Here is a 21,768-nt window from a genome sequence, read left to right on the forward strand (position 1 = left end):
TCAGGGCCGCCCGATCGGCATCGACGGGCCGTCCCAGAACCGGATCAGGTCGCGCTGGTAGAGGAACAGCAGCGCCGACCGGGTTCCGGTGCGCGTGTGCAGAAGCCGTGCGAGGCAGTAGGTGTCGTTCCGGTGCCGCACGCCGGCCGCGGCCTGATACAGCCGCTTTTCGAGCGAATCGGCCACAGCCGGATCGACCTTTCCCTGAGACATCGCGAGGAACTTCCGGAGATTGATCCGTTCGGTCGTCAGGTGCAGGATCGAATCGGAAACCCCCTGCCATCGCGAAAGCAGATCGAGATCGACCGCGTCGATGAGGTGCGGCCGCTGGATCTGCGCCGCCGGAACGTGCGCGGACGCCAGGACGGTGAACCGCTGGGCGGCCGCCCGATGACGCAACTCCTCGAGAAACCGTCCGAGGCGTTCACCGGCTTCGGATGCGAGGGACTCGACGACGAGCACACGGCCGGCCCCTGCGGGGATCATCTTCATCAGTTCGGTGAGGGCATCCGCATCGTAGGGCGGAATCGCGCTGTCGGATCCGCGAAGGTACAGCGAATCCCGGACGGCGTTCGCCACGGCCTCGTAGAGGCTTTTCAGTTTCGGCCGGGCGGTGTCGCCTTCCGGCCCCTGGAGCGACGCTCCGGCGGCCAGTTCCGCCGCCGGCACCCGGCCGAGCCAGGAGGCGACCCGGGTCATCAGCTCTGCCGCCGTGTGTTCCATCGATATATATAGAACGCCATATTTCGACGAGAGATGAAGCGCCTGCTGCAGCAGGAACGCGCCTTTTCCCTCTTCCCGGGCGCCGGCGACCAGGTGCACCCGGTTCGGCTGCCAGCCGCCCCCGAGTTTCCGGTTGAGTTCGGTCCAGGGGGTGGCCAGCGCGCCGTCGGCGGAAACGCCCGCCGCGGCCCGTTCCGTCGCCTCGACCTTGAAGGGCCGGAACTCCGCCGGTCGTTTCCCGGCATCGAGAACCTGCGGCGCAGCCGGCCGCTCCGGTCTCGGCGCGGGAGCAATGCCGAGGCCCGTTTCGAAGCCCGCGGCAAAGCCGCCGCTCCCCGGGGGGGGAGGGAGCGGGGTTCCGCTTTCCACCGTCGCCTTCGCTTCGTCGAGGGCCTGTTTCGCCGCCGGAACGACGGCGACCTTCGCATCGACGAACTTCAGCCAGGTCTTCACTTCGCGCACGCACTCGTCGAGCGTCCGCTTCTTCCCGCAGAAGTCCGAGAACGCCGCGGTCCCGTAGGCGAAGTGCGAGGGGCCGACCCCGACCTTCGGCCGGTGAAGCGCGGGATGCACCGCGCCGGGAAGGAGGACGGGGATATCCCAGGAACAGGTCGTAAGCAGTAGCGTCCGGTCGACGGTCCTGACCAAACGGCCGTCTCCTCCGCGGATGCCGCCGATATTCAGAAGAAACTGGCGGTACCAGCTGGGCAACGCCGTGTCGAACGCCGAGCCGAAGACGCCGGGGTGCACTTCAATGCTGATCTCCTCGGGCGTCGCGAGAATCGCCATCGCCTCCTGCGGGACGCCAAGCTTCTTCAGGCTGTCGATGAACCGCACCGTGTCGTCATACACCGTCTGAAACCCGAGGACCTCGCCGGCCGGCTTGTAAGCCTTGCCGTCGACGACGATGAGCGTCCGCTCGTCACGTAGCAACCCCTCGAGCTCGGCGCGGGCCGGAAGTTCGGGAAGCCGTTTCCCGGCGGCCTCCAGCTGGATCGTCATCCCGTCGCAGGCGCACTCGTCGAGAAGCAGGTCGGACGCCCGCCGGACGGCGTGGGTCACGATCAGCGGCCCCCCGAGCGGGAGGATACCCGCTTTCAGGTCGAGCTCGACCTTGCTCTGATCGTCTTCCTCGAACCAGAAGGGGCTTCTGCAGAGGCCCTCCTGGTGCACTTTCAGCAGGTCGGGCAGCGTTTTGAGCTCGAAAACTTCCGGCTGTTTGCCGGATTCGGCCTTGAACGATACGAGACAGTGCAGAGACATCATCCCCTCCCGTCGTTACGGAAATTTTATTCCGATCGCTATACCAATTCTCCTGGGTATCTCCCAGCTCCGCAGCACGCCGCCGAACAGGTTCTGGTGGGCGCCCATGGCGTGGATGAACAGGTCCTCCCCGGTGTGGCCGTGGGTGTCTTGCATCGCATCCTCCACTTCGGGAGCGTGGAAGGTCAACCCGAACTTGGCGAAAACCACCGAGCCGAGCTGCAATTCGAACGTCCGCGACTCGTGGGCGGCGACGAGCCGGTCCAGCTCCGCCTTCGAAAAATCCACGCCGGGAAATGCGGCTTTCAGCCGCCCCGGAATCGCGTCCCCCTTCCCCTTGAGCTCGGCCGCGAGGGCGATCGTCGAGGTGGCGAGCGCGTTGAAGCGCGCGGGATCGAACGTTTCGATCACCTGCAGGCCGCCCGTCGCGTGGTCGGAAACCACGACGAGAAGGGCATCGTGGTTCGTCTTGACGAACTCGACCATCTTTCGAAGCGCCTCGTCCATCGCCCGCATCTGGGCTACGCCTTCGGCAGCGTCATGGGCGTGCATCGTGGCGTCGATTTTTCCGGCTTCGACCATCAGCAGAAACCCTTTGTCCCCGCGGTCGAGCAGGGAAACGGCCGCCGCCGCCATCTCGCTCAGCGTGGGCGTTTCGTCGCCCTTCCGCTCGAAGGAATACGGCAGGTAGGAGTCGGCGAACAGCCCCAGGAGCTTCGCGGAACGCCCGGCGACCGCCGAGAGCAATTCGCGCCGGTTGCTCACGACCCGGTATCCGCGCTTCACCGCCTCGTCGAGCTCCTTGCCGAACTTCTTCCGGCCGCCGCTCAGGAGCACCTCATACTCGCTGCGCACCTGTTGGGCGGCGATCGCTTCCTCCTCGTCACGGTCGTTCTGGTGTGCGGAAAACGCGGCCGGGGTGGCGTGCGTCAGGCGGGTGTCCGAGACGACGCCTACGCGGAACCCCCGCTTGCGCGCGGCCTCGAAGATCGTCTCGAGCGGCTTGTACTGGTCGTCGACGGCAATGCGGCCGTTGATCGTCTCACGCCCGGTCGAGAACTGGGAACCGGCCGCAGCGGAATCGTTCACCTGGCCGCCCTTGGGATAGCCGATCATGCGGCCCACGACGGGCAGCTTGTCGAGCGCCAGCATACCGTCGCGACCATGGAGGGCGGCGCGGCCGAGCGTGAGCATCGATGCGCTCATTCCGTCGCAGACGAACAGAATCACCTTCCGGGCAGGCTTGCCGATGATGCCCACGCGCCGCCGGATCGCCTCGTCGATCGTGATCGGCTCGGGATTCACCGGTGTGATCAGATCCGCAGGTCGGGCCTCCACGGGCGCCACAGTCGGTATCGCCTGCTGCCCAAGAACCGGTTGGAAAAATGCGAAAAGAAAGGCCCCCGCCAGAACGTATCGAATGGTTCGAAGCATGATTGTTTCCTTTCCTGTATCCCCGGGAGGATGATGTCCGGTAGATGATACCACAAGCCATCCCTCCGGCCGATTCCCGCTTCGAACCGGTGCAATCCATCCCCGCCCGTCCTTCGTTTTGCTCATCCGAATCGTGCCGCTGCTCGTCCGCCTGACTGCCCAAAAGTGATATACTTCCGGACAAGCCCGCTCGATATCAGGGCATTGCGACGCAAGGAGGGTCTTCTCTCATGCACACTTCGCGTTTCCCGTCATCCGGATTTCGGACATGGCTGCTGATCCCGTTCCTCACGCTGCTCCTCGCGGCAGTCATGGCCGGAACGGCCCATGCCGCACCTCTCGAGGTCACATGGAAACTCGTCCAGGAAGGCGATCTTCAACCCCTCGACTGGCGCCTGACCCTCGATTTCAGCAGGCCCGTCTCGGTACTCGAGCTGTCGAAGAAGATCAAATGTCTCACGGCGTCGGCCACGACCATGTTCACCGTCATCAACGCGACGGATACCGGGGCCCCCCTGCTGTCGCAGCCCCTGCCGAGCGAGCGGACTCGCTTCATTCTCGGTCCGAAACAGCCGGCGAAAAATCTCAATGACTGCCTGATCACCATCGCCCAGGGGCTTGCAGCCCCCGGAGGCGAGCCTCTCGAATCCGCCGTCCAGATCAAATTCGAGTGCCGCGAGACGGTGGACGTGCTCTCGGTGGAACCCTTCTACTCGCCCAGCGAGGGCCGAGGCATCGCCGTGACGGTTTCACGGCCGATCAATGCCGCCGCTCTCAAGCGCAAGCTCAGAATCCTCCCGCCCGTCGGCCGCATCCGGGTTCGAAAGACGGATGACGAAACGGCCAACGTATTCCACGTCACCGGCGGCCTCGAAACGGGAAAAACCTACCAGGCCGAGATTCGCGGCGGCGAAATCGAAGGCGACTCTTACATCTTCAACAAAGTCTCCGTCCCCTTCACCGCGAAAGGCCCGGCGGCGGACATCCGCTTCGAAGCCGACCGCTCCGTCATCGAGCTGCACAGCCGCCAGTTGGTGCCGGTCTCCGTCACCAACCTGTCCGGCGTGAGATGCCAGCTGACCCGAATCCCCCCGCTGTTCGCCCCGGAGTTCGCCGATCTGACGGCCCTGGCGCTCAATGACGCCAGACGGCCCCGCACGAGCTCCGCCATGCGCGCATCGGACGAGGTCGAAGAGGGAATCGCCTCCGCGGCCGTATTCGCCGAGCAGAAGATGGTCGAAGGCGTGGCCCGCCTCGAGGAAATGCGGACGCTGACCGCCCCCGCCGGAAGCAACACGAACCTCGCCTGGTTCACCGGCGATTTCGCCCAGTCGTCCGAGCCGTTCTTCGCGAACGGCGCCCCCGACAAGGTGCACCGACTCTCCCTTCCGCTCTCCTTCCGGAAGGAGGCAGCGAAGGGCGGCGCGTTCCTCGTCCAGCTGCTCGATCCCGAGCGGCCGGAGCTGAAGCACGCGACGCGCCTCTTCCAGATCACCGACCTTTCGATCACCTACAAGTTCAGTGCGACGCAGCTCCTGGTCTGGGTCACGTCGGTCGAAACCGGCAAACCGGTTCCCGATGCGGCTATTCTCCTGTTCACGCGCGACGACAAGCGGCTCGTTCTCGGCGCGACCGACCGCGACGGCCTTCTGGTCGCGACGAACGGGGCGAACTTCCCCGCCATCGACCTGTCCAGCGGGCCGGCGCATCTGACCGTCTTCCCCTTCAACGTCGCAGACTCGGCGATCGTCGTCGCGGCAAACGGCGACGACGCCGCGTTCATGCAGCTCGACACGAACCGGTTCCGCCCTTACAGCGTCACCCAGGCCCCCCCCGGCAACGTCACGCTCAAGTCCCGCAACGCGCATGCGTTCACCGAGCGCGGCATCTACAAGCCCGGCGAAACGGTCCACTTCAAGGCGACCCTCCGCGCCTACCGCGACAACGCGATCGTAGCCCCCCAAGGCGAAACCGTGACGATCGTCGTCACCGATGCCCGCGACGAGAAAATCCTCGATACCGACCTGGTCCTGAACGAGTACGGCACCTGTTCCGGCAGTCTGAAACTCAAGGAGTTCGCACCTCTCGGCCAGTACAATCTCAAGGTCATTCACACCCCTCCGGCGGCGCTCCCCACCGCCGCGTCCCTGACGGCGTCCGTCTGGAACTGGTTCTTCGGCGACAAAGAGGAAAAGACGACCGAAACGAAGCCGGGAAAGACCGAACTGGTCTCGGTCGGCTTCCAGGTCCAGCAGTTCGAGCCGCCGCGCCACTTCGTCGAAATCGAAACCGAGACGAAGAGCCGCGAGATCGAGCGCGTTCCCGGACGGCGTGAGACCGAAGAGTATCTGGAAGCGCGGATCGTCGGGAAATACTACACCGGCGGCGTCCTGCGCCACGCGAAAGTCCGCTGGACCGCGCGCATGGTCACGATCGAGCCGTTCGTCGAAGGCTACGGCGGCTACCATTTCGGCGGTTCCGGAAATGATTCGACCCTGATCGAGTCGGGCGAATCCCTGCTCGACAAGGAAGGGAGGCTCGCCGTTTCCCTGCCCGTCGACCGCGCGTTGATGAACGGCCCCTACGGCATCGAGATCAGCGCCACCGTCATGGACGTCGACGCCCGGCCGGCCACCCAGGTGACGACCTGGGAACCGAAAACGGCCATTCATGTCGGCATGACGAGGCTTCCCGATCTGAACGAACGCGACGAGGCGTCGCTCGACGTCATCGCGATCGGCGCCGACGGCAACCGCCGGGATTCCGGCTCCGTCAGGCTCGACATCCTCCGCAAGCGCTGGTTCTACACGCAGAAGCGCGACGAGGACGGCAACATCTTCTACCGCTGGGACCAGGGTTGGATCCGGACCCTGACGACGACCCAGCCGATGTCGGGCGGCAAGGCCACGTTCGACCTGTCGTTCGACGATTCCGGCGAGTATAAATTCGAAGCGATATATATTTGCGATGACGGTGAGTTCAAATGCAGCCAGGTCGCCGAGGTCGGCTACGTGTATGAGAGCGGCGATGACGACGAGGACAGCCGCACCCGGCGCCGCAGCGACAGCGAGCTGGTCCTCTCGGTCGACCGCGCGGCGCTCAAGGTCGATGAGTCGGCCCGTGTCGACTTTTCCCTGCCGCGCGCGGCTTCGCATGCGCTCATCACCTGCGAGCGCGACCGCATTTTCGAATGGCGCGTGGTGCCCCTGAACGGGCGTCGCGGCTCCTTCGAGATGAAGTTCGGCGCCGACTGCCGGCCGAACGCGTTCGTCACCCTGACGGTGCCGTGCGGCCGCACCTCGATGACCACCTACCGCAGCCAGCTCGACGTGGGAGCTCCCCGCATCTTCTACGGCGTCGCCTCCGTCGATGTCCGCAACGCGGTCGAAGGGTTGAAAGCGATCATCGCCCCCGACGAGACCGAGGGTAAGGGCGACCTGCGCGGCCGGCCCGGCGAACCCCGGCGCCTGACGTTCCGCGTCACCGACGAGAAGGGTCAGGGAACGACGTGCGAGATGGCCGTCTGCGTCGTCGACGAAGCGGTTCTCGCGCTGACGGGCTACGTCACGCCGGTCCTCTCGCGCCTGCTCAACTTCTCGCTCCCCCTCTCCGTCTTCACGGGCGACCTGCGCCTGTCCCTCCTGACCCAGGAACTGTTCAAACTGTTCGCGACGAATCCGCTCACGGGCGGCGACATGGGCAGCGGTGCGCTTGCCTCCGACATGGCCCTGCGCAAAGATTTCCGGCCGGTCGCCTACTGGAACCCCGCGTTGTATACCGATGAATCCGGAAACGCGGCGATCGACTTCACCCTCCCCGACTCGACGACGGCCTACCGCGTCTACGTCGTGGCGCTGAGCACAGGCACCGCGTTCTGCACGGCCCAGCGCAACATGATCGTCACGAAGGAGTTCTACCTCCAGCCCGGGATGCCGCGCTTCCTGACGGCGGGCGACGAGGCGTTCTTCCCCCTGTCGGCCTGCAACAAGACCGATACCGCGGGCAAGGCGAGCCTGGCCGTCGCCGAGACGACCAACCTGACGGCGACGCTCGATGCGCCCGAAGCCGACCTGGCACCGCTGACCAACACCGTTGTGCGCACCCGCCTGGCCGCCGAGAACGGCCCCGGTGAGGGGGCGATCACCCTCAGCGGCCGGTACGGCGATTACAAGGATGCAATCCGGCTGCCGCTGCCGATCGTTTCGAAACACACGGTCCTCACGAAAACCCAGCAGGGCTCGGGCACCGGGAAACAGGAAATCGGATTCGACCCGCCCGCCGGCGTCGCCGAGATGCCCGCCCAGGAACGGAAAAACACGCTCCGGGCAACGCTGACCCTTACGACGACCCAGCTGTCGCGCCTGACCCCCGGCATCAAATATCTGCTGCAATATCCCTACGGCTGCATCGAGCAGACCAGCTCGGGCATCATCCCCCTCGCGGCGATCCGCGCCCTGGTGAACCAGGGACTGATGCCGGGAATCACCATCGCGGAAGTCGACAAGTTCCTCCAGAGCGGCGTCGACCGCGTCCTGCGCATGCAGACGCCGGGCGGCCTCTTCGCCTACTGGCCCGGCGAACGCACGGGAAGCTGGTGGGGCACCCACTACGCGATGTTCGCCCTGTCCCTCGCGAAACAGGTCGGCTTCGACGTCCCCCAGGAGCGGCTCGACAAGGCCGTCAAGGCGGTTCGCGACCTGCTTCTCGGCAAGGAGCAGAGCGGATGGCGCAACTACAGCATGAACGACCTCGCGGCCGTCAATCTCGCCCGAAACGGGGCCCTGTCGGCGGATGAACTGACGTCGCTCATGACCGGAATGACGAACCGCGAATTCGAGTCCCAGGCCCTGCTGCTCTGGGCATCGGCGATCGTCAAGAACCAATCGGTCGACCAGCTGAAGAAACAGCTCAAAAAACTCACTCCTACGATCTCCGACAGCTACAGGGACTGGACGAACTCGAGCGTCCGCGAGGTCGCGGCGACCCTGCTCGCGACGCTGATCATCGAAGGCGCCACGAAAAAGGCCGACGAACTGGCCGGCATGCTCCTCAGATCGGTCAGCACCGAGGGCCGCTGGAACTCCACCGCCGACACCGGCTGGGCGCTCTTCGCCTTGGCCCAGTATTTCGAGAAGAAGGACGTGATGTCCGACAGGGAACTCCCGGTCAGGATCCTCCACGCCGGCAAGCCCGCGATCGAAGCGACCGTCGGGAAAACCGGCGCAGAACTCGTGCTCGACGCCGAGGCCCTGCTGGCGACCCCGTCCATCGTGCTCGAGGGGCCGGAAAAGGCTCTCCTTCACTGGGCGTTCCGATTCGAACATCCGGACCCCGCCTCGCGATCCGAAGACCTCGACAAGGGCTTCCGCGTCGTCAAACGCGTCGTGAACCTCACGGGCAGCGAAACCATCCGGGTCGGCGATCTCCTCAAGATCGTCGTCGAGTTCGAAGATTCGTTTCACCGGTCCAACCGATGGTGCGACTTCCAGTATGTGGCCCTCGAGGATCCCCTGCCGGCTGGTTTTATAGCGATCAATACGGCGCTTCGCACCGAAACCCCGGCGAGATCCTCGTCCGACGACGAGGAAGAGTCGGACGCCGATGACGACAACCCCGAGTGGTATTCCGCCTGGGAGGACGGCTGCTACAAGCTCCAGCCGGACCATTTCGAAATGCGAAACGACAAGGTCCTCGCCTTCAAAAACCGACTCTGGAGCAACCGGTTCAGGTTCACCTACTTCGCCCGGGCGGTCTGCGAAGGCACGTTCTGGATGCGCCCGACCCACGTCTCGCTGATGTACGAGCCGGATTATTTCGGCATGACGACCGGCGAGAGCATCCGCATCGAGCCCGCCGCGAAATGAGGCGGGCGGCGTTCTGAACGTTCGGGCCGGCCGCCTCAGGGCGGCCGGCCGTTCTTTTGCCCGAACCATGCGTTTCCTCGAACCTCCGCAGGAACGGCCCCCCGTTCCGTTCGCCCTGAGCCTGTCGAAGGGCGAGAACCCGTTCGTGCTTCGACAGGCTCAGCACGAACGGAGTCCAAAAACCTGACGGGGATATAGTATCTTTTGAAATATATCAAATATATTTTATTCATCGCCGTCGCATGTTTTCTTTTCGCGGCGATCTGCTGGAAACCGGCCGTGCGCCTGCTCGTTCCGGACGCCGCCGGCTTCGTCCGGGCGGCGCTGGCGGCCGACGGCGGTGCCTTTCTCGCGCGCGACGGCACCCTGCTGCGCCTGTTCACCAGCCCGTCGGGAGACATCCGGCTCGACACCCCGCTGGCGAGTTGTTCCCCGCTGCTGATCGACGCTCTGCTGGCCGCGGAGGACCGCTCGTTCTTCCGTCACGGAGGCTTCGACCTCGCGGCAATATGCCGGGCCGCATGGGACAATCTCCTCGAGCGACGCATCGTTTCGGGAGCGAGCACGATCACCCAGCAGGTGATGCGCATTTCCCGGCCGCGCCCGAGGACCCTGGCGGCGAAGGTATCCGAACTGTTTCTCGCCGCGCGCCTCGAGCAGCAGATGAGCAAGCGGGAGATCCTCTCCGCCTACCTGAACCTGGCCCCGATGGCAGGCAATCTGCGCGGCAGCTGGGCCGGCGCATACCTGCTGTTCGGCAGGGAACCGGCGGCTCTCGATCTCGCCCAAGCCGCGACGCTCGCCGCCCTACCCCAGTCTCCTTCGCGCCTCAATCCGTGGCGTCCGGAAGGCGCAAAGCGGCTGAAAGCGAGACGAAACTGGGTCCTTTCGCGCATGGCGAAGCTGAATCTCGCCGATCCGAAAACGTGCGCGGCGGCGGCCCGAAAGCCCCTCGGCATCCGTCCCTGGAAACTCCCCCTCGCCTGCCCGCATTTCACGGACTGGCTGTTCGCCGAGACCGGCACGCCGACCGGCCGCCTGACGACGTCCATCGACGTCGACGTCCAGCGCCGTCTCGAAAACGTGCTGAAATCCCACCGGAGCCGGCTGGCCCGGTCGGGCGCCCGCCAGGCGGCGGGGCTCGTCATCGACACCCCGACCATGTCGGTGCTCGCGATGGCCGGCTCTCAGCAGTGGGGCCCGGAAACGGGCGGGTTCAACAACGGCTGCACGGCCCGCCGATCGGGCGGCTCGATTCTCAAGCCATTCCTGTACGCACTCGCGCTCGAAAAAGGGTTTTCCGCCTCGTCGGTCATCTCGGACACCCTCCAGACCTTCCGGACGCCGCAGGGCGATTATCTCCCCGTCAACGCCGACCGCCGTTCGTACGGCCCCATCACCGTGCGAAGCGCCCTCGGCAACTCGCTGAACATCACCGCCGTCAAGATGCTGAACGCCCTGGGAGGCAGGACGTTTTACCGTCTGCTCGCCAGCCTCGGCCTCCTTCCGCCCGATGAAGCGCTGGCAGACGTTTACGGCCTCGGTCTCGCCATCGGGAACCCTGAACTGTCGATGACCTCCGTCGCGGCCGCCTACGGCATGCTGGCACATGCCGGCCGCCGGGTCGCGCTGCGGGCGACGCCGGGGCCGGCTTCTATATCTTTCGAAATTGTATCTGCCGCTACAGCCTGGATCACCCTCGAAATGCTCGCCGATCCATCGGCCAGGCTTCTCACGTTCGGCAATCCGCAGTTCTTCTCCTACCCCTTTCCCGTCGCCATCAAGACCGGTACGAGCACCAATTATCGCGATGCGTGGCTGTTCGGCGTCACCCCGCGGTATATCGTGGGGCTGTGGGCGGGCAACTTCGACGGCGCGCCGACCTACGGCCTTTCCGGGGCGACCGCCTGCGGCCCGATGGCGCACGATCTCCTGACGGAACTTCAGTCCGGCGGCATGAGCGGCTGGTTCCGGCAACCGTCCTCCGTCGTGACGGCCCCCGTCTGCGGCATCTCTGGGAAACGCCCGACCCGCTTCTGCCCCGTCAGAACGACCGAACTCTTCGTCCGCGGCTCGGAGCCATTCGAGGACTGCAGGTTCCACGAGCGCCAGGGCCGCTTCCACGAACTCCCCCCCGAGTATGCCGGCTGGCTCCAGGCCCGCGGCATCTCCCGGACGGCTGATCCGTTCGTGCTCGCCGGCGGCCTTGAGCTCGGAGATCCCCTCGCCCCCCTTCCGGGCAGCCACCCCGACGGCCCGGGCGTTCATCTCAGAAACTCAGCGTCCGGCTCTTCCGAGATCGCCTCTTCGGCGATAATTCCGGCGCCGCCGGTCGCCGCGACCGCCGCGGGGATCCTCCGCGTCTCCCGCCCGGATACAGACGCCGTCGGCTGGGGACGAATCAGCATCGTCTCGCCGCACGACGGCGACCGGTTCGTCCGCTCCACGGACGAGGACAACCTCGTCCGCCTGCGGGCGATTCCCGAGGCCCCCCTGACCGAAGTCATCTGGCTCGTCGACGGCCTCGAAACCGCCCGGGTCGGCCCGCCTTACGAAGCGTTCTGGCCGATGCAGCCCGGCGCTCACACGATCACCGTCCTCTCGCCCGGCGAGGAGGCCGCCCAGATCCGCATCACCGTCGAGTGAAACACCCCCGCCCGTTCCTGTATAATGGGTACACGTTCAAGCAGGGACGAACTCGATCTGCCGGAGCACGCACATGGATTATATGCATAAATATATAACTCCGTCCGTTTTTCTGTTCATCGTCTTTTCGTGTTTCCTTCTTCCGTTCTTCGGCGGCGTGGAAACCAGCGCGGAGTCATCGAATGAAGCCGGATCGCCGAAAACCGCTCGCGCGCGGAAGGCGCCGCTTCCCTCCGGCTGGATGGAAGTCGCCTTCATCGATGTCGGCAAGGGCGACGCGGCCATCGTCCGGCTGCCGGACGGGAGAACGTGCCTGATCGACACGGGCTACGCAAAATCGGCCGACACGCTCGTCGGGAATCTCGAGAAACGCGGCATCCGCACGCTCGACCTGGTCGTACTCACGCATCGGCACAAAGACCACGCGGGCGGCTATCCGGCGATCGCGGAAGCGTTCCCCATCGCCAGGGTTGTCGAGCCGTATGATCCGCGCGACCCTTCTCGGACGCTCCGCGTCAAGCCCGGAAACGTCCTCATCGAAGGCAAGGGATACAAGCTCACCGCGCTCGGTCCGTCGCGGTCGCATCCCGACGAGAACGAAGGCTCTCTCGTGCTGAAGCTCGAGTTCGCCAATGTCTCTTTTCTCTTCGCAGCCGACGTACTCGCGGCCGGGCAGGAGGATCTGCTGAGGCGGGGCATCGACCTGCGCGCCGACGTTCTCAAGGTTCCCCATCACGGCACGTATAAAGGCGGGTCGGCGACTCCCTTCTTCATGGCCGTCCGGCCGAAATACGCGATCATCACCTGCGACGCGGGAGAGGGCGACGTCCCCGACGACGGCGTCGTGGAAAAGCTCCAGAATGTCGGCGCCACAGTCCTTCGGACCGACGAAACCGGGAACGTCGTGTTCCGCAGCGACGGCAGCGATCTGCTGATGAAGCCCTGACGGCTACGACCACGAACCGGGCTCCCGCCTCGCAGACGGGAGCCCGGTTCGTTTCAGCCGAGCGTCTCGAGGTAGGCCATCAGCAGGTCGCGCGTGGCCTTCAGTCCCGTTTCGTGGGTGCGCTCGCAGCCGTGCGAGGCCGAGACGCCAGGGCCGATCAGCCCGACGCGCAGGTCGTGACCGGCGCGAAGCGCTGCCGAACCGTCCGAGCCATAGAACGGAAATACGTCGACCTTGTGAGGAATCTTGCGTTCTCTGGCCAACGCGACGAGCTTGCGACGCATGCCGAGATCGTAGGGCCCCGACGAGTCCTTCGCGCAGATCGAGACCGAGTATTCGTCGCCCGCGACGCGGTCGCCCACGACGCCCATGTCGACGACCAGCATCTCGCGCACCGGCGCCGGAATCCCGGCGCAGGCGCCATGACCGACCTCTTCGTAGGTCGTGAAAAAGAAGCAGACCGGCAGTTTCTTCAGCTTCGTCGGGCCGAGCTCGAGCAGGGTCGACAACATGACGGCCGAGCCGGCCTTGTCGTCGAGAAAGTGCGCCTTCACGAAGCCCGTGTCGGTGCGCTCAAACCTGGCGTCGAAACAGACGAAGTCGCCCACCCCGATGCCGAGCTTCTCGACGTCGGCCGCTCGCCGCACCTGAGCGTCGAGCCGCACATGCATGCTCTCGGGCTTCCGCTCGGTCGTCTCGGCGGCCCGATTCACGTGGGCGGCCGGGTTATTCAGCAGGAGCGTCCCGCGGTACCGCTTTCCGCCGTCGGTGCAGACCGTCAGGTAGTTCCCCTCGAACGACGGCAGGAGCGGGCCGCCGATCTTCGTGATGGCGAGGGTGCCGTCCCCGTTGACGTGGGTGACCATCGCCCCCAGCGTATCCACGTGGCCCGACACCAGGAGGGTCGGCGCCGCGTGACAGCCAATGAGAACCCCGCCCTTATTGGTCAGACGCCCCGGAATGCCATTTTTCGCGGCGGTTTCCAGGAGCCAGCGGGCGATCTCTTCGGTGAACCCAGAAGGTGAGGGAATCTCCTCGAGTTTCTGGAGAAGGGAAACGATATGTGCCGGTTCACTCGTGATGCGAGCCATGCTTCAATCTCCGCGATGCTGATGAGATGTTGTTCCTGAAACAACGTCACTTCTTATTGAATACTTCAGGATATATCTTTTTGGCGCACTCGGGGCAGATGCCGTGGCTGAAATCCGCACCCGAGTGTTTGGCAATATACTCTTCGATATGCTCCCAGTATCCCGTGTCGTTGCGGATTTTCTTGCAGGCGGAGCAGATCGGCAGAAGACCGCTCAGCGTCCTGACGTTCGCCAAGGCATCCTGGAGTTCCCTGATCAGCTTTTCGCGCTCCGCTTCCGCCTGTTTCTGGAAGGTGATATCGCTGATGGTCGAAAGGAGCGAGTCCTGGCCATGGATCGTCAATTTCTCGGACGAAAGCAGGATCGTCCGGAGCTCCCCCGACTTTCGCCGCATCGTCACCACGAAATCATGCACGGCGCCCTTCGCCTCAATTTTCTGGACGAAAGCAACCCGCTCGCTTTCCGACAGCCAGAGGTTCAATTCCAGCGTCGTCTTGCCGATCATCTCCTCCGGAAGATAGCCGCTCATCTTCGCGTATCCTTCGTTGACCTCGAAGATCCGGCCGTCCTCGATCCTGGTCAGCATGACGCCGTTGGGCGACGAGTGAAACGCTTTGGAAAACTTTTCTTCCTGCAGGGTCACGTCGATGAGCAACCGCTTGTTCACCATGAGCATAAGCGTATAGGTAAGAAGAATGAGAATGAGCTTATAGAATAACAATATATATTCTTCAAACGCCCCCGCGCGCAGCCAGTCCTGTCCAACGCTTCCAAACGCGAGGGCATGCACGATCCGGCAGAAATTGAGCAGGTTCAGCGCCCCGTAGACAAGTCCGACGCCCAGCGTCACGGATCTCATTTCCTTCTCCACCCGGAATATCAGCAACCAGGAACACTGAAGGCCGATGATCAGCCAGAAAGTGCAGAGATTCAGATTTCTCATGTTCAGATCGGGCTGAACAGCGGTAAACCAGGCATGGATCACCGCGAATATGCCGATCAGGACGACGTTGTGACCATGCCGGCCCGGCTTCCCGGCGAATCGTTCCAGGCCGATGAATCCGAGCAGGGTTCCGATCAGAAAGATGGCATTCGTCACGACGAGGGTCACCCAGCTGACGGTTGAGCCTCTCGTGAAGAGAAGAATCAGCCCGCCGGTCTGGCAGAGAAAATCCAGTACGTTGAAGAAAAGGCCGTCATACCGCTGCCGGTTCCGGTACCACAGCAAGCCGACGATCCCGGTGCAGATGCAGTTGGTGATCAGCGTCGTGAAGACGATCGTTCGCATGTCGAGAAGGCTCATGGATCACTCTTTTCCCTAACACGCCTGCGGCGAGATGCCAAAAATCCCGACCGCTTCAGCCCTGCCCTTCACCTGAACGGCTCCGAGCCCGGCGAACCGGCTTTTCATCTCGTCAGAAAGCCTCGAAAGCACCGCTTCGGAAATGACGATCGGCCGGTCGTGCTCTTTCGTGAGGGTCTCGAGCCGCGACGCCGTGTTGACGACGTCGCCGATGACGGTGAACTCTCGTCGCTGCTCGCTGCCGACCGGGCCCAGCAGGACCGGCCCGTGATGGATGCCGATTCCCGACCGGAGCAGGGGCAGCTGCCGGAGCGTCCATTCGGAACGCAGGATCGCCAGTTCCTGCTGCATGCGCAGAGCCGCTTTCACGGCCGCCTCGCACGGAGATGCCAGCGGCGTGAGACCGCCGAACGTGGCCATGATCGCGTCTCCGATGAACTTGTCGACCACCCCGCCCTCGGCCTGGATGCAGCCGACCATCTCGTCGAGATACCGGTTGAGGTGGTCGACGACGGCGGCCGGCGCCATGCTTTCGCAGAGGGTCGTGAACGATCGGATGTCGCAGAACAGAACGGTCACGTCGCGCGTCTCGCCGCGCACGGCTTCGGACGACATCAGCCGGTCGCGCACTTCCGGGCTGACATACTGGCCGAACAGCCGGTCGAGATAGGCGCGCTCGCGTTCTTTCTCGATCATCCGCCCGATCATGCGCCGCACCGACCTGGACAGCACGCCGACGGCGATCCCGGTCAGCACGAGCATCATCGCCTTGAACCCCCACAGGAGAGGGTCCTTCAGGTCCTGCAGGAACAGCGCGTCTGGCCCGGTCACATGCTGGAGATGCGCCCGCGCGAACTGGTAGGCGGCGAAAAACTGGCCGGCGGCAAATATACTTGACAGAATAGATACTCGCGCCTGCATCCAGAACCCGGTCAGCACGACCAGGAAGAAGTACAGGTACGACGGCGGCCCGGTGAGATACGTGGCGGTGCCGGCCGGCAGCAGGGCCCACGAAACGACGAAGATGATCGTCGGAAGCGAAACCAGCGGCAGAACGACCATCCAGGGTTTCTCCGCCGGAATGGCGTCGCGCCGGGCGAGCAGATACAGACAGAACACCGCGAAGCCGCAGATGAACGCCCAGACCGCCGGAATCATCATGCCAGGCACGAGACCGAAGTGTCCGGCACCCGCCAGCACCCCCCCGGCCATGAACCCGAACAACGCCCCGGCCAGAAACGCCGGCCTCAGCGTCGCATTGATCTCCCGCCGCACCTCCGGCAGCAAGGTATCGCCCGACAGGCACAGGCTCTCGGGGCCGCGCTCAATCGAAGCGGTCTCACCCGTCATACCGAAATCCTCATCACCGCCCCATCATACCACACCCGCCCCAAGCCGATGATTCGCAGGGGAACCCCGCATTTCTTCTGTAGGGGCGGGTTTCAAACCCGCCCTCCCCGGATCACCTCATCATCCGCCGCTGATCAGGTGGATGATGTCGATGGCAGCCCCGTCCGGGACGGGGGTGACGTCGTAGTTTTCGCGCGGGATGTAAACCCCGTCGATCTTCACGATGAGCAGCGGAAACGAGTATTTCTTCGCCTTGATGACGTCCGAAACGGTCATGTCTTTCACGTATTTCAGCGGTTCGCCGTTGACTTTCAGCATGTTTCGTCGAATCTCCCCGTTACGAGTTTTGGACCGAGACCTTCATCCGGCCCCAGCAGCAGTTCCATGACACGATTGGCCTGCATGTGCGCGACGATGCCCACGCGCGGGGCCATCAACCCGCGGCCGGGGACGGCCTCGCTCGTCTCGTCGCCGCAGACGGTCATGCTCCCGGAAACGCGGGTGCGCAGCCGGTCGTTCCCGCCCCACCCCGCCATGCCCGAGCCCAGCACGATCGGCTTGTCGGGAAACGCCTTCATCGCCGCATCGACGAGCATCGCCTTCTGATCGGCCCGGTCGAACGCCTCGACCAGCACGTCGACGCCGACGAACACGGACGCCACGGTCCCAGGAACGAGCTTCTCGCCCCAGGTTTCGACCCGGACCGCCGGGTTCACCCGGGCGATCGTCGCCTTGAGCGCCTCGACTTTCGGCATGCCGAGCTGATCGATAAAATATTGCTGTCTATTCAGATTGGTCGGCTCGACGATATCGAAATCCGCCAGGACGAGCCGCCCCACTCCCACGCGGGCGAGCGCCAGCGCAACCGTCGAGCCCAGCCCGCCGCAGCCCGCGATGCCGACCGAGCCCTTCTTCAGCTTCGCATGCACCCGCGGCGTATGTCGCGCCGCGAGCAACGCATCGAGCCGTTCCGGCGTCGGCACGATCCCGCGCCTGACGAACACGATCGAATCGCCTTCTTCGGGAACCGTCTCCCCACTCACAGGATACCCGTTCAAGACGAACAGATCCGCACCCGGGCAATACGCCTCGGAGATGCGTTTCAGGTTCATCCCGCGTTCGATATCCGCATTCTGCTCATTGACGATGCATTTCATATCCCGCCCCTTCAAACCATACCGTAAGGGCGGGTTTCAAACCCGCCCCTACACATGCGCTATTCAGGAAAAGATCTTCTTATCGCCATCGATCGCGAACAACTCCCCGAAAACCACCTCGTTCTCCTCGTCGAGTTCATACGGCAGGAAAACGATCACCGAGTAGTCATCCACATGATCGAGCGCGAACGCCACACAGTCCCGCTCCTTCTTTTTCCCGGGCGGCACCGCCCGCACATCGCTGACGATCGCCGTAGCGACAGCCTTGTTCGCATCCGCAAACCCCTGCATCTTCTCCTCGAGAAACGCCGTCAGCACATCCTGGTCGCTCTCCTCATCCGCCTTGGCCGCAACCTTCTTCACCCGCCGCGCCTTGTCGAGATACGCCCCAAACGGAAGAAATCCCCCCTCCTCCCGAAGCATCTCCCGCACCGGCTCGATCAACGCCTTCATCAACAACTCCACATCCGCCTGCGTATCGCCCATGCAATCCCTCCCCTGCAACGTTTTCCAACACCCCTCCATCATACTCCCCGGCGCCGCCGAGAGAAAGCAACCTTGTCTTTGCCAGCGTCCCTGCTATCAATATCAGAAAAAAATATGACCGTTTTGATATATATATTTATATATATTTCATACCACTAAGGCTTGTGTCATGCATTTGAAAATGCCAGGCAGGGATTGCCAGGGAAGCGCGATGACGCGGTGGCTCAGCTTCAGTTTTCGAGGTGCGCGGCAGATCACAAATTCTTCTTTCGCCAACGGGTATTCGTCGAGGAAATCCTCGAGATGCCGGATATCCGCGGCGGGATGTAGCGCATACGCGCAATTTTCGCCGAAAATGGAGTCTATGTCCACGAAATTCCATCCTCAGACCTGGTTCGACATCTTCACACGATACTATACTGATACACATATAACATTCCATCATTTTCGTATTGATCGATCACAAATGGGAAAAAAGTTCGTCGAATCCACTGGTATTCGGGATCGTTGCTTAGGCGCTATTTTTGAACAGGGTCTTTCCGGGCGTGGCGGTTGAGCATGGCGACGAGCTCTTCTTTTCGGTATGGCTTGCGGATGCTGTCGGTGAAGCCGTATTCGGCGGGCACGGCCATGACGGGGTCGTCCGAGTAGCCGCTCGAGGCGTAGACCGGCATCTCGGGATACGCTTTCCGGAGCCGGACGATCGCCTCTTTGGTGTCCATTCCGCCCGGAACGGTCAGGTCGAAGAACGCCCCGTCGACGGGGGCGCCGTTTTTCGCGGCCTCGGCACAGATCTGCAGGGCTTCTTCGCCGTCTTTCGCCTCGAGAATCGTGTAGCCCATTCCCTCGAGGAAACGGCCGAGGATCTCCCTGATGGAGGGCTCGTCATCCATGATCAGTATTCTTCCCCTGCCCTGATGGGAAACCGCGGTCTGGACCGCTTCGGTAACGACGTTCTGTTGCGAGGCGGGCAGGAACACATGGAACGTCGATCCTTTTCCCACCACGGATTCCACCTCGATACATCCGTCGTGCTTCTGGACAATGGCGTAACAGGTCGCCAGTCCCAGCCCATGTCCCTTCTGCTTCGTGGTGAAGAAGGGATCGAAGATGCATTTGAGGTGTTCGGGCGGGATGCCGACCCCGGTATCGGCAACGGAGAGCCTGATGAACTTTCCGGGCTTGAGAAGCCTGTTCTCACGCTCTTTCACGACGCAATTCTTCGCGGATATGACGATGCGCCCGCCCGCCGGCATGGCCTGCTGGGCATTGATCACGATGTTGTCTATCACCTGCCCGATCTGGCTCTTGTCGAAATCGGCCAGCCAGAGGTTTTCATCGATGTCATAATCGCAGGCGATTTTGGATCCTGCGAGAGCGAACGAGGCGCTTTCCCTGATGAGAGGCCCGAGTTCGGCCGTTTTGCGCTGGGGCGAACCGCCCTTGGAAAACGCGAGCAACTGCCGGGTGAGGTCCTTGGCGCGGCTGAAGGCGGCCATCGATTTTTCGAGATACAGGGCAACCGTCTTGTCGGCCGTCATCTCGCGGGCAAGATCGATGTATCCGAAAATCCCGGCCAGCATATTGTTGAAATCATGGGCGATGCCGCCGGCAAGCACGCCGAGAGAGTCGAGCTTGTCCGTGCGCTGAAGGACGTCGAGCAGTTTCTGCTTTTCCGTCATATCGCGGAACACCAGCACCACGCCGATGGTCACGCCGTTCTGATCCATGATCGGGGCGCCACTGTCTGCGACAACCCGCTCAGTTCCGTCGCGAGCGATGAGAAGCGTGTGGTTGGCGAGCTCGATGATCCGGCCGGTCGCCAGCACTCGTTCGGCCGGGTTTTCGCACGGCTGGCGGGTTCCCTCGTTGATGATCCGAAAAACCGTCGACAGCGGGCGCCCCTGGGCCTCGCTCTGAAGCCAGCCGGTAAGCTCTTCCGCCACCTTGTTCATGATGACGACGTTACCCTGCGTGTCGGTGGTGATGACCCCGTCGCCGATGCTCCGCAGGGTCACCGCGAGACGCTCCTTCTCGGCGGCGAGCGCCGCTTCGGCCACCATGCGTTCGGTGATGTCCTGCGCGATCTCGACGACGCCGACGACGTTGCCTTCGGTGTCGAAAACCGGCTCGCCGCCTTCCTGCCAGATCTTTCCGTTCGGGCTGTGCACGATGATATGCTCCGACTTGCCGGTCTGAATCGCCTTGAGCGAAGGGCAATTGGCGCACGGCCTGACGGAGTCGCCCCAGATCGAGTAGCACGGGCGGCCAACCATATCCTCGGGCCGCTTGTTGACGGACTCGGCGGCGGCCTTGTTCGCCCAGAGGATCTTCAGCCCCTTGTCGACGAGGGCGATATTCGTGGTGATGCCGTTCAGAATCGCATTTTTCTGGGCTTCGCTCGCCCGCAAAGCCTCTTCGGCCTGCTTGCGCTCGGTGATGTCGATGAAGCTGGTGACGATTTCGACGATTTCACCCGCGCCGTCAAGGGCCGGAAAGCCGTTGAGAGCGATCCATACGATTTCCTGAGCGCCGCCTTTGGAAATACCCATCAGGAGGTTATGAATCGGCTGTTTTGTGCGTGAAATGCGGTTCACGGGATACTCTTCGAGCGGCAGGGGCAATCCCGCCTCATTCACAAATTTCCATGCCGGATCGAGAGCCGTTTTCCCTCTCATCTGGTCATCGGTCAATCCGAGTAATTCCGATGCCCTCGGATTGCTCATGATAATCGAGGTATCGGGCGCATGGACGACGACTCCGGCTTCGAGACTCGACAACAGGGTGCGATACCGCTCTTCGCTCTTGCGCAACGCCTCTTCCGCCCGTTTGCGCTCGGTGACATCCGAGAAAATGCCGCACACGCCGGTTACCAGGCCGTTCGCGTCCCGAATCGCACTTTTGATCGTCCGTATCCAGGTCTCCTGGCCGCCCAGCAGGTATTTCTCGATCAATTCTTCCGATTGTCCGGTACGGATGATTCTCAGATCATCAGCCCGATACTTTGCGGCGAGCTCCGGGGAAAACAGATCCTCGTCGGTTTTTCCCACCACGTCTTCCGGCCGCACCCCGAGATCGCCGGCCAGGTTGGCGTTGATAAAGATATAGCGGGAGTCCAGATCCTTCATGAAAATCTTTTGCGGAATGTTCTCCAGCAGGGTGCGATATCTGGCTTCGCTTTGTCGTAAAGCCTCTTCCGCCAGTTTTCGCGTCGCTTCCGATTGTTCCAGTTCCTGAATTTTTCGCATCAGGAGGGTGTTTTCCTCGAGCAGTTCCTGGTTCGTTCGGTGTAGCCCCTGCATCTGGTTCTCCTGTAACGGACAAAATCATCGGTGCGGTTCACTATACCACAGAGTTTCATGCCCCCCGCTTCGGCATCACCATTCGGCCCGCACCAGCATTTTTATTGAGTCCTGCTGAATGAAAACCAACCGTTCGCCCTGAGCATGTCGAAGGGCGAAATGAGGAACCATCGGCAAGTGGCTGTTCGTGCTTCGACAAGCTC

At 63.0% G+C, this 21,768-nt stretch carries 13 protein-coding genes; 3 read left to right on the plus strand and 10 right to left on the minus strand.

Going from position 1 to position 21,768, the window contains the following annotated elements:
• Together PLU72_01875 and PLU72_01880 are read right to left on the minus strand one after the other, a co-directional pair.
• The gene (locus PLU72_01875) at positions 1–1,986 is read right to left on the minus strand and encodes a DnaB-like helicase C-terminal domain-containing protein (protein HOT26905.1); all 1,986 of its coding nucleotides are present in this window, start codon (positions 1,984–1,986) and stop codon (positions 1–3) included.
• Positions 1,987–2,001: 15 nt separating this feature from the next.
• Complete coding sequence (locus PLU72_01880) at positions 2,002–3,420, minus strand: alkaline phosphatase (GenBank protein ID HOT26906.1); 1,419 nt, start codon at positions 3,418–3,420, stop codon at positions 2,002–2,004.
• A 230-nt stretch (positions 3,421–3,650) separates the two neighbouring features.
• Here PLU72_01880 and PLU72_01885 point away from each other — a divergent pair, with 230 nt between their 5' ends.
• The 3 genes from PLU72_01885 (at position 3,651) to PLU72_01895 (ending at position 12,876) form a co-directional block, all read left to right on the plus strand.
• Entirely contained in the window at positions 3,651–9,284 is a 5,634-nt protein-coding gene (locus tag PLU72_01885) for an alpha-2-macroglobulin family protein (protein ID HOT26907.1), read from the plus strand.
• Positions 9,285–9,488: 204 nt separating this feature from the next.
• Positions 9,489–11,930, plus strand: coding sequence for a transglycosylase domain-containing protein (locus PLU72_01890; protein HOT26908.1), 2,442 nt, complete (start codon positions 9,489–9,491; stop codon positions 11,928–11,930).
• A 73-nt stretch (positions 11,931–12,003) separates the two neighbouring features.
• Complete coding sequence (locus PLU72_01895; GenBank protein ID HOT26909.1) at positions 12,004–12,876, plus strand: MBL fold metallo-hydrolase; 873 nt, start codon at positions 12,004–12,006, stop codon at positions 12,874–12,876.
• 53 nt (positions 12,877–12,929) lie between these two features.
• Here PLU72_01895 and PLU72_01900 read toward each other — a convergent pair whose 3' ends face one another.
• From PLU72_01900 to PLU72_01935, 8 genes are all read right to left on the minus strand, one after another.
• Positions 12,930–13,967, minus strand: a complete 1,038-nt coding sequence (locus PLU72_01900; protein HOT26910.1) for a M42 family metallopeptidase — start codon at positions 13,965–13,967, stop codon at positions 12,930–12,932.
• A 46-nt stretch (positions 13,968–14,013) separates the two neighbouring features.
• Positions 14,014–15,270 carry a PAS domain S-box protein gene (locus PLU72_01905; protein HOT26911.1) on the minus strand — a complete coding sequence of 419 codons (1,257 nt, stop codon included), beginning with the start codon at positions 15,268–15,270 and terminating at the stop codon, positions 14,014–14,016.
• 15 nt (positions 15,271–15,285) lie between these two features.
• On the minus strand, positions 15,286–16,620 hold the full coding sequence (locus tag PLU72_01910; GenBank protein HOT26912.1) for an adenylate/guanylate cyclase domain-containing protein: 1,335 nt from the start codon (positions 16,618–16,620) through the stop codon (positions 15,286–15,288).
• A gap of 120 nt (positions 16,621–16,740) precedes the next feature.
• Positions 16,741–16,938 (minus strand): sulfur carrier protein ThiS, encoded by a 198-nt coding sequence (thiS, locus tag PLU72_01915; protein HOT26913.1) that lies wholly within the window; start codon positions 16,936–16,938, stop codon positions 16,741–16,743.
• Positions 16,932–17,777 carry a sulfur carrier protein ThiS adenylyltransferase ThiF gene (thiF, locus tag PLU72_01920; GenBank protein HOT26914.1) on the minus strand — a complete coding sequence of 282 codons (846 nt, stop codon included), beginning with the start codon at positions 17,775–17,777 and terminating at the stop codon, positions 16,932–16,934. Before thiF ends, thiS begins: the two co-directional genes overlap by 7 nt.
• A gap of 63 nt (positions 17,778–17,840) precedes the next feature.
• A complete protein-coding gene (locus PLU72_01925) occupies positions 17,841–18,263 on the minus strand; it encodes a hypothetical protein (GenBank protein ID HOT26915.1) in 423 nt (140 codons plus the stop codon).
• Between the two features lie 147 nt (positions 18,264–18,410).
• Positions 18,411–18,635, minus strand: coding sequence for a hypothetical protein (locus PLU72_01930; protein ID HOT26916.1), 225 nt, complete (start codon positions 18,633–18,635; stop codon positions 18,411–18,413).
• Between the two features lie 146 nt (positions 18,636–18,781).
• Positions 18,782–21,565: a PAS domain-containing protein gene (locus PLU72_01935; GenBank protein ID HOT26917.1), complete on the minus strand. Its 2,784-nt coding sequence runs from the start codon at positions 21,563–21,565 to the stop codon at positions 18,782–18,784.
• Between the last annotated feature and the right edge of the window lie 203 nt (positions 21,566–21,768).

The sequence above is a fragment of the Candidatus Ozemobacteraceae bacterium genome (assembly GCA_035373905.1).
GTDB lineage: Bacteria > Muiribacteriota > Ozemobacteria > Ozemobacterales > Ozemobacteraceae > MWAR01.

What these genes read in the sequence shown, in the direction of transcription:
- PLU72_01875 (HOT26905.1), bottom strand. Translation starts at nt 1,986, where the DNA reads ATGTCTCTGCACTGTCTCGTATCGTTCAAGGCCGAATCCGGCAAACAG.
- PLU72_01880 (HOT26906.1), bottom strand. Translation starts at nt 3,420, where the DNA reads ATGCTTCGAACCATTCGATACGTTCTGGCGGGGGCCTTTCTTTTCGCA.
- PLU72_01885 (HOT26907.1), top strand. Translation starts at nt 3,651, where the DNA reads ATGCACACTTCGCGTTTCCCGTCATCCGGATTTCGGACATGGCTGCTG.
- PLU72_01895 (HOT26909.1), top strand. Translation starts at nt 12,004, where the DNA reads ATGGATTATATGCATAAATATATAACTCCGTCCGTTTTTCTGTTCATC.
- PLU72_01900 (HOT26910.1), bottom strand. Translation starts at nt 13,967, where the DNA reads ATGGCTCGCATCACGAGTGAACCGGCACATATCGTTTCCCTTCTCCAG.
- PLU72_01905 (HOT26911.1), bottom strand. Translation starts at nt 15,270, where the DNA reads ATGAGCCTTCTCGACATGCGAACGATCGTCTTCACGACGCTGATCACC.
- PLU72_01910 (HOT26912.1), bottom strand. Translation starts at nt 16,620, where the DNA reads ATGACGGGTGAGACCGCTTCGATTGAGCGCGGCCCCGAGAGCCTGTGC.
- thiS (HOT26913.1), bottom strand. Translation starts at nt 16,938, where the DNA reads ATGCTGAAAGTCAACGGCGAACCGCTGAAATACGTGAAAGACATGACC.
- thiF (HOT26914.1), bottom strand. Translation starts at nt 17,777, where the DNA reads ATGAAATGCATCGTCAATGAGCAGAATGCGGATATCGAACGCGGGATG.
- PLU72_01925 (HOT26915.1), bottom strand. Translation starts at nt 18,263, where the DNA reads ATGGGCGATACGCAGGCGGATGTGGAGTTGTTGATGAAGGCGTTGATC.
- PLU72_01935 (HOT26917.1), bottom strand. Translation starts at nt 21,565, where the DNA reads ATGCAGGGGCTACACCGAACGAACCAGGAACTGCTCGAGGAAAACACC.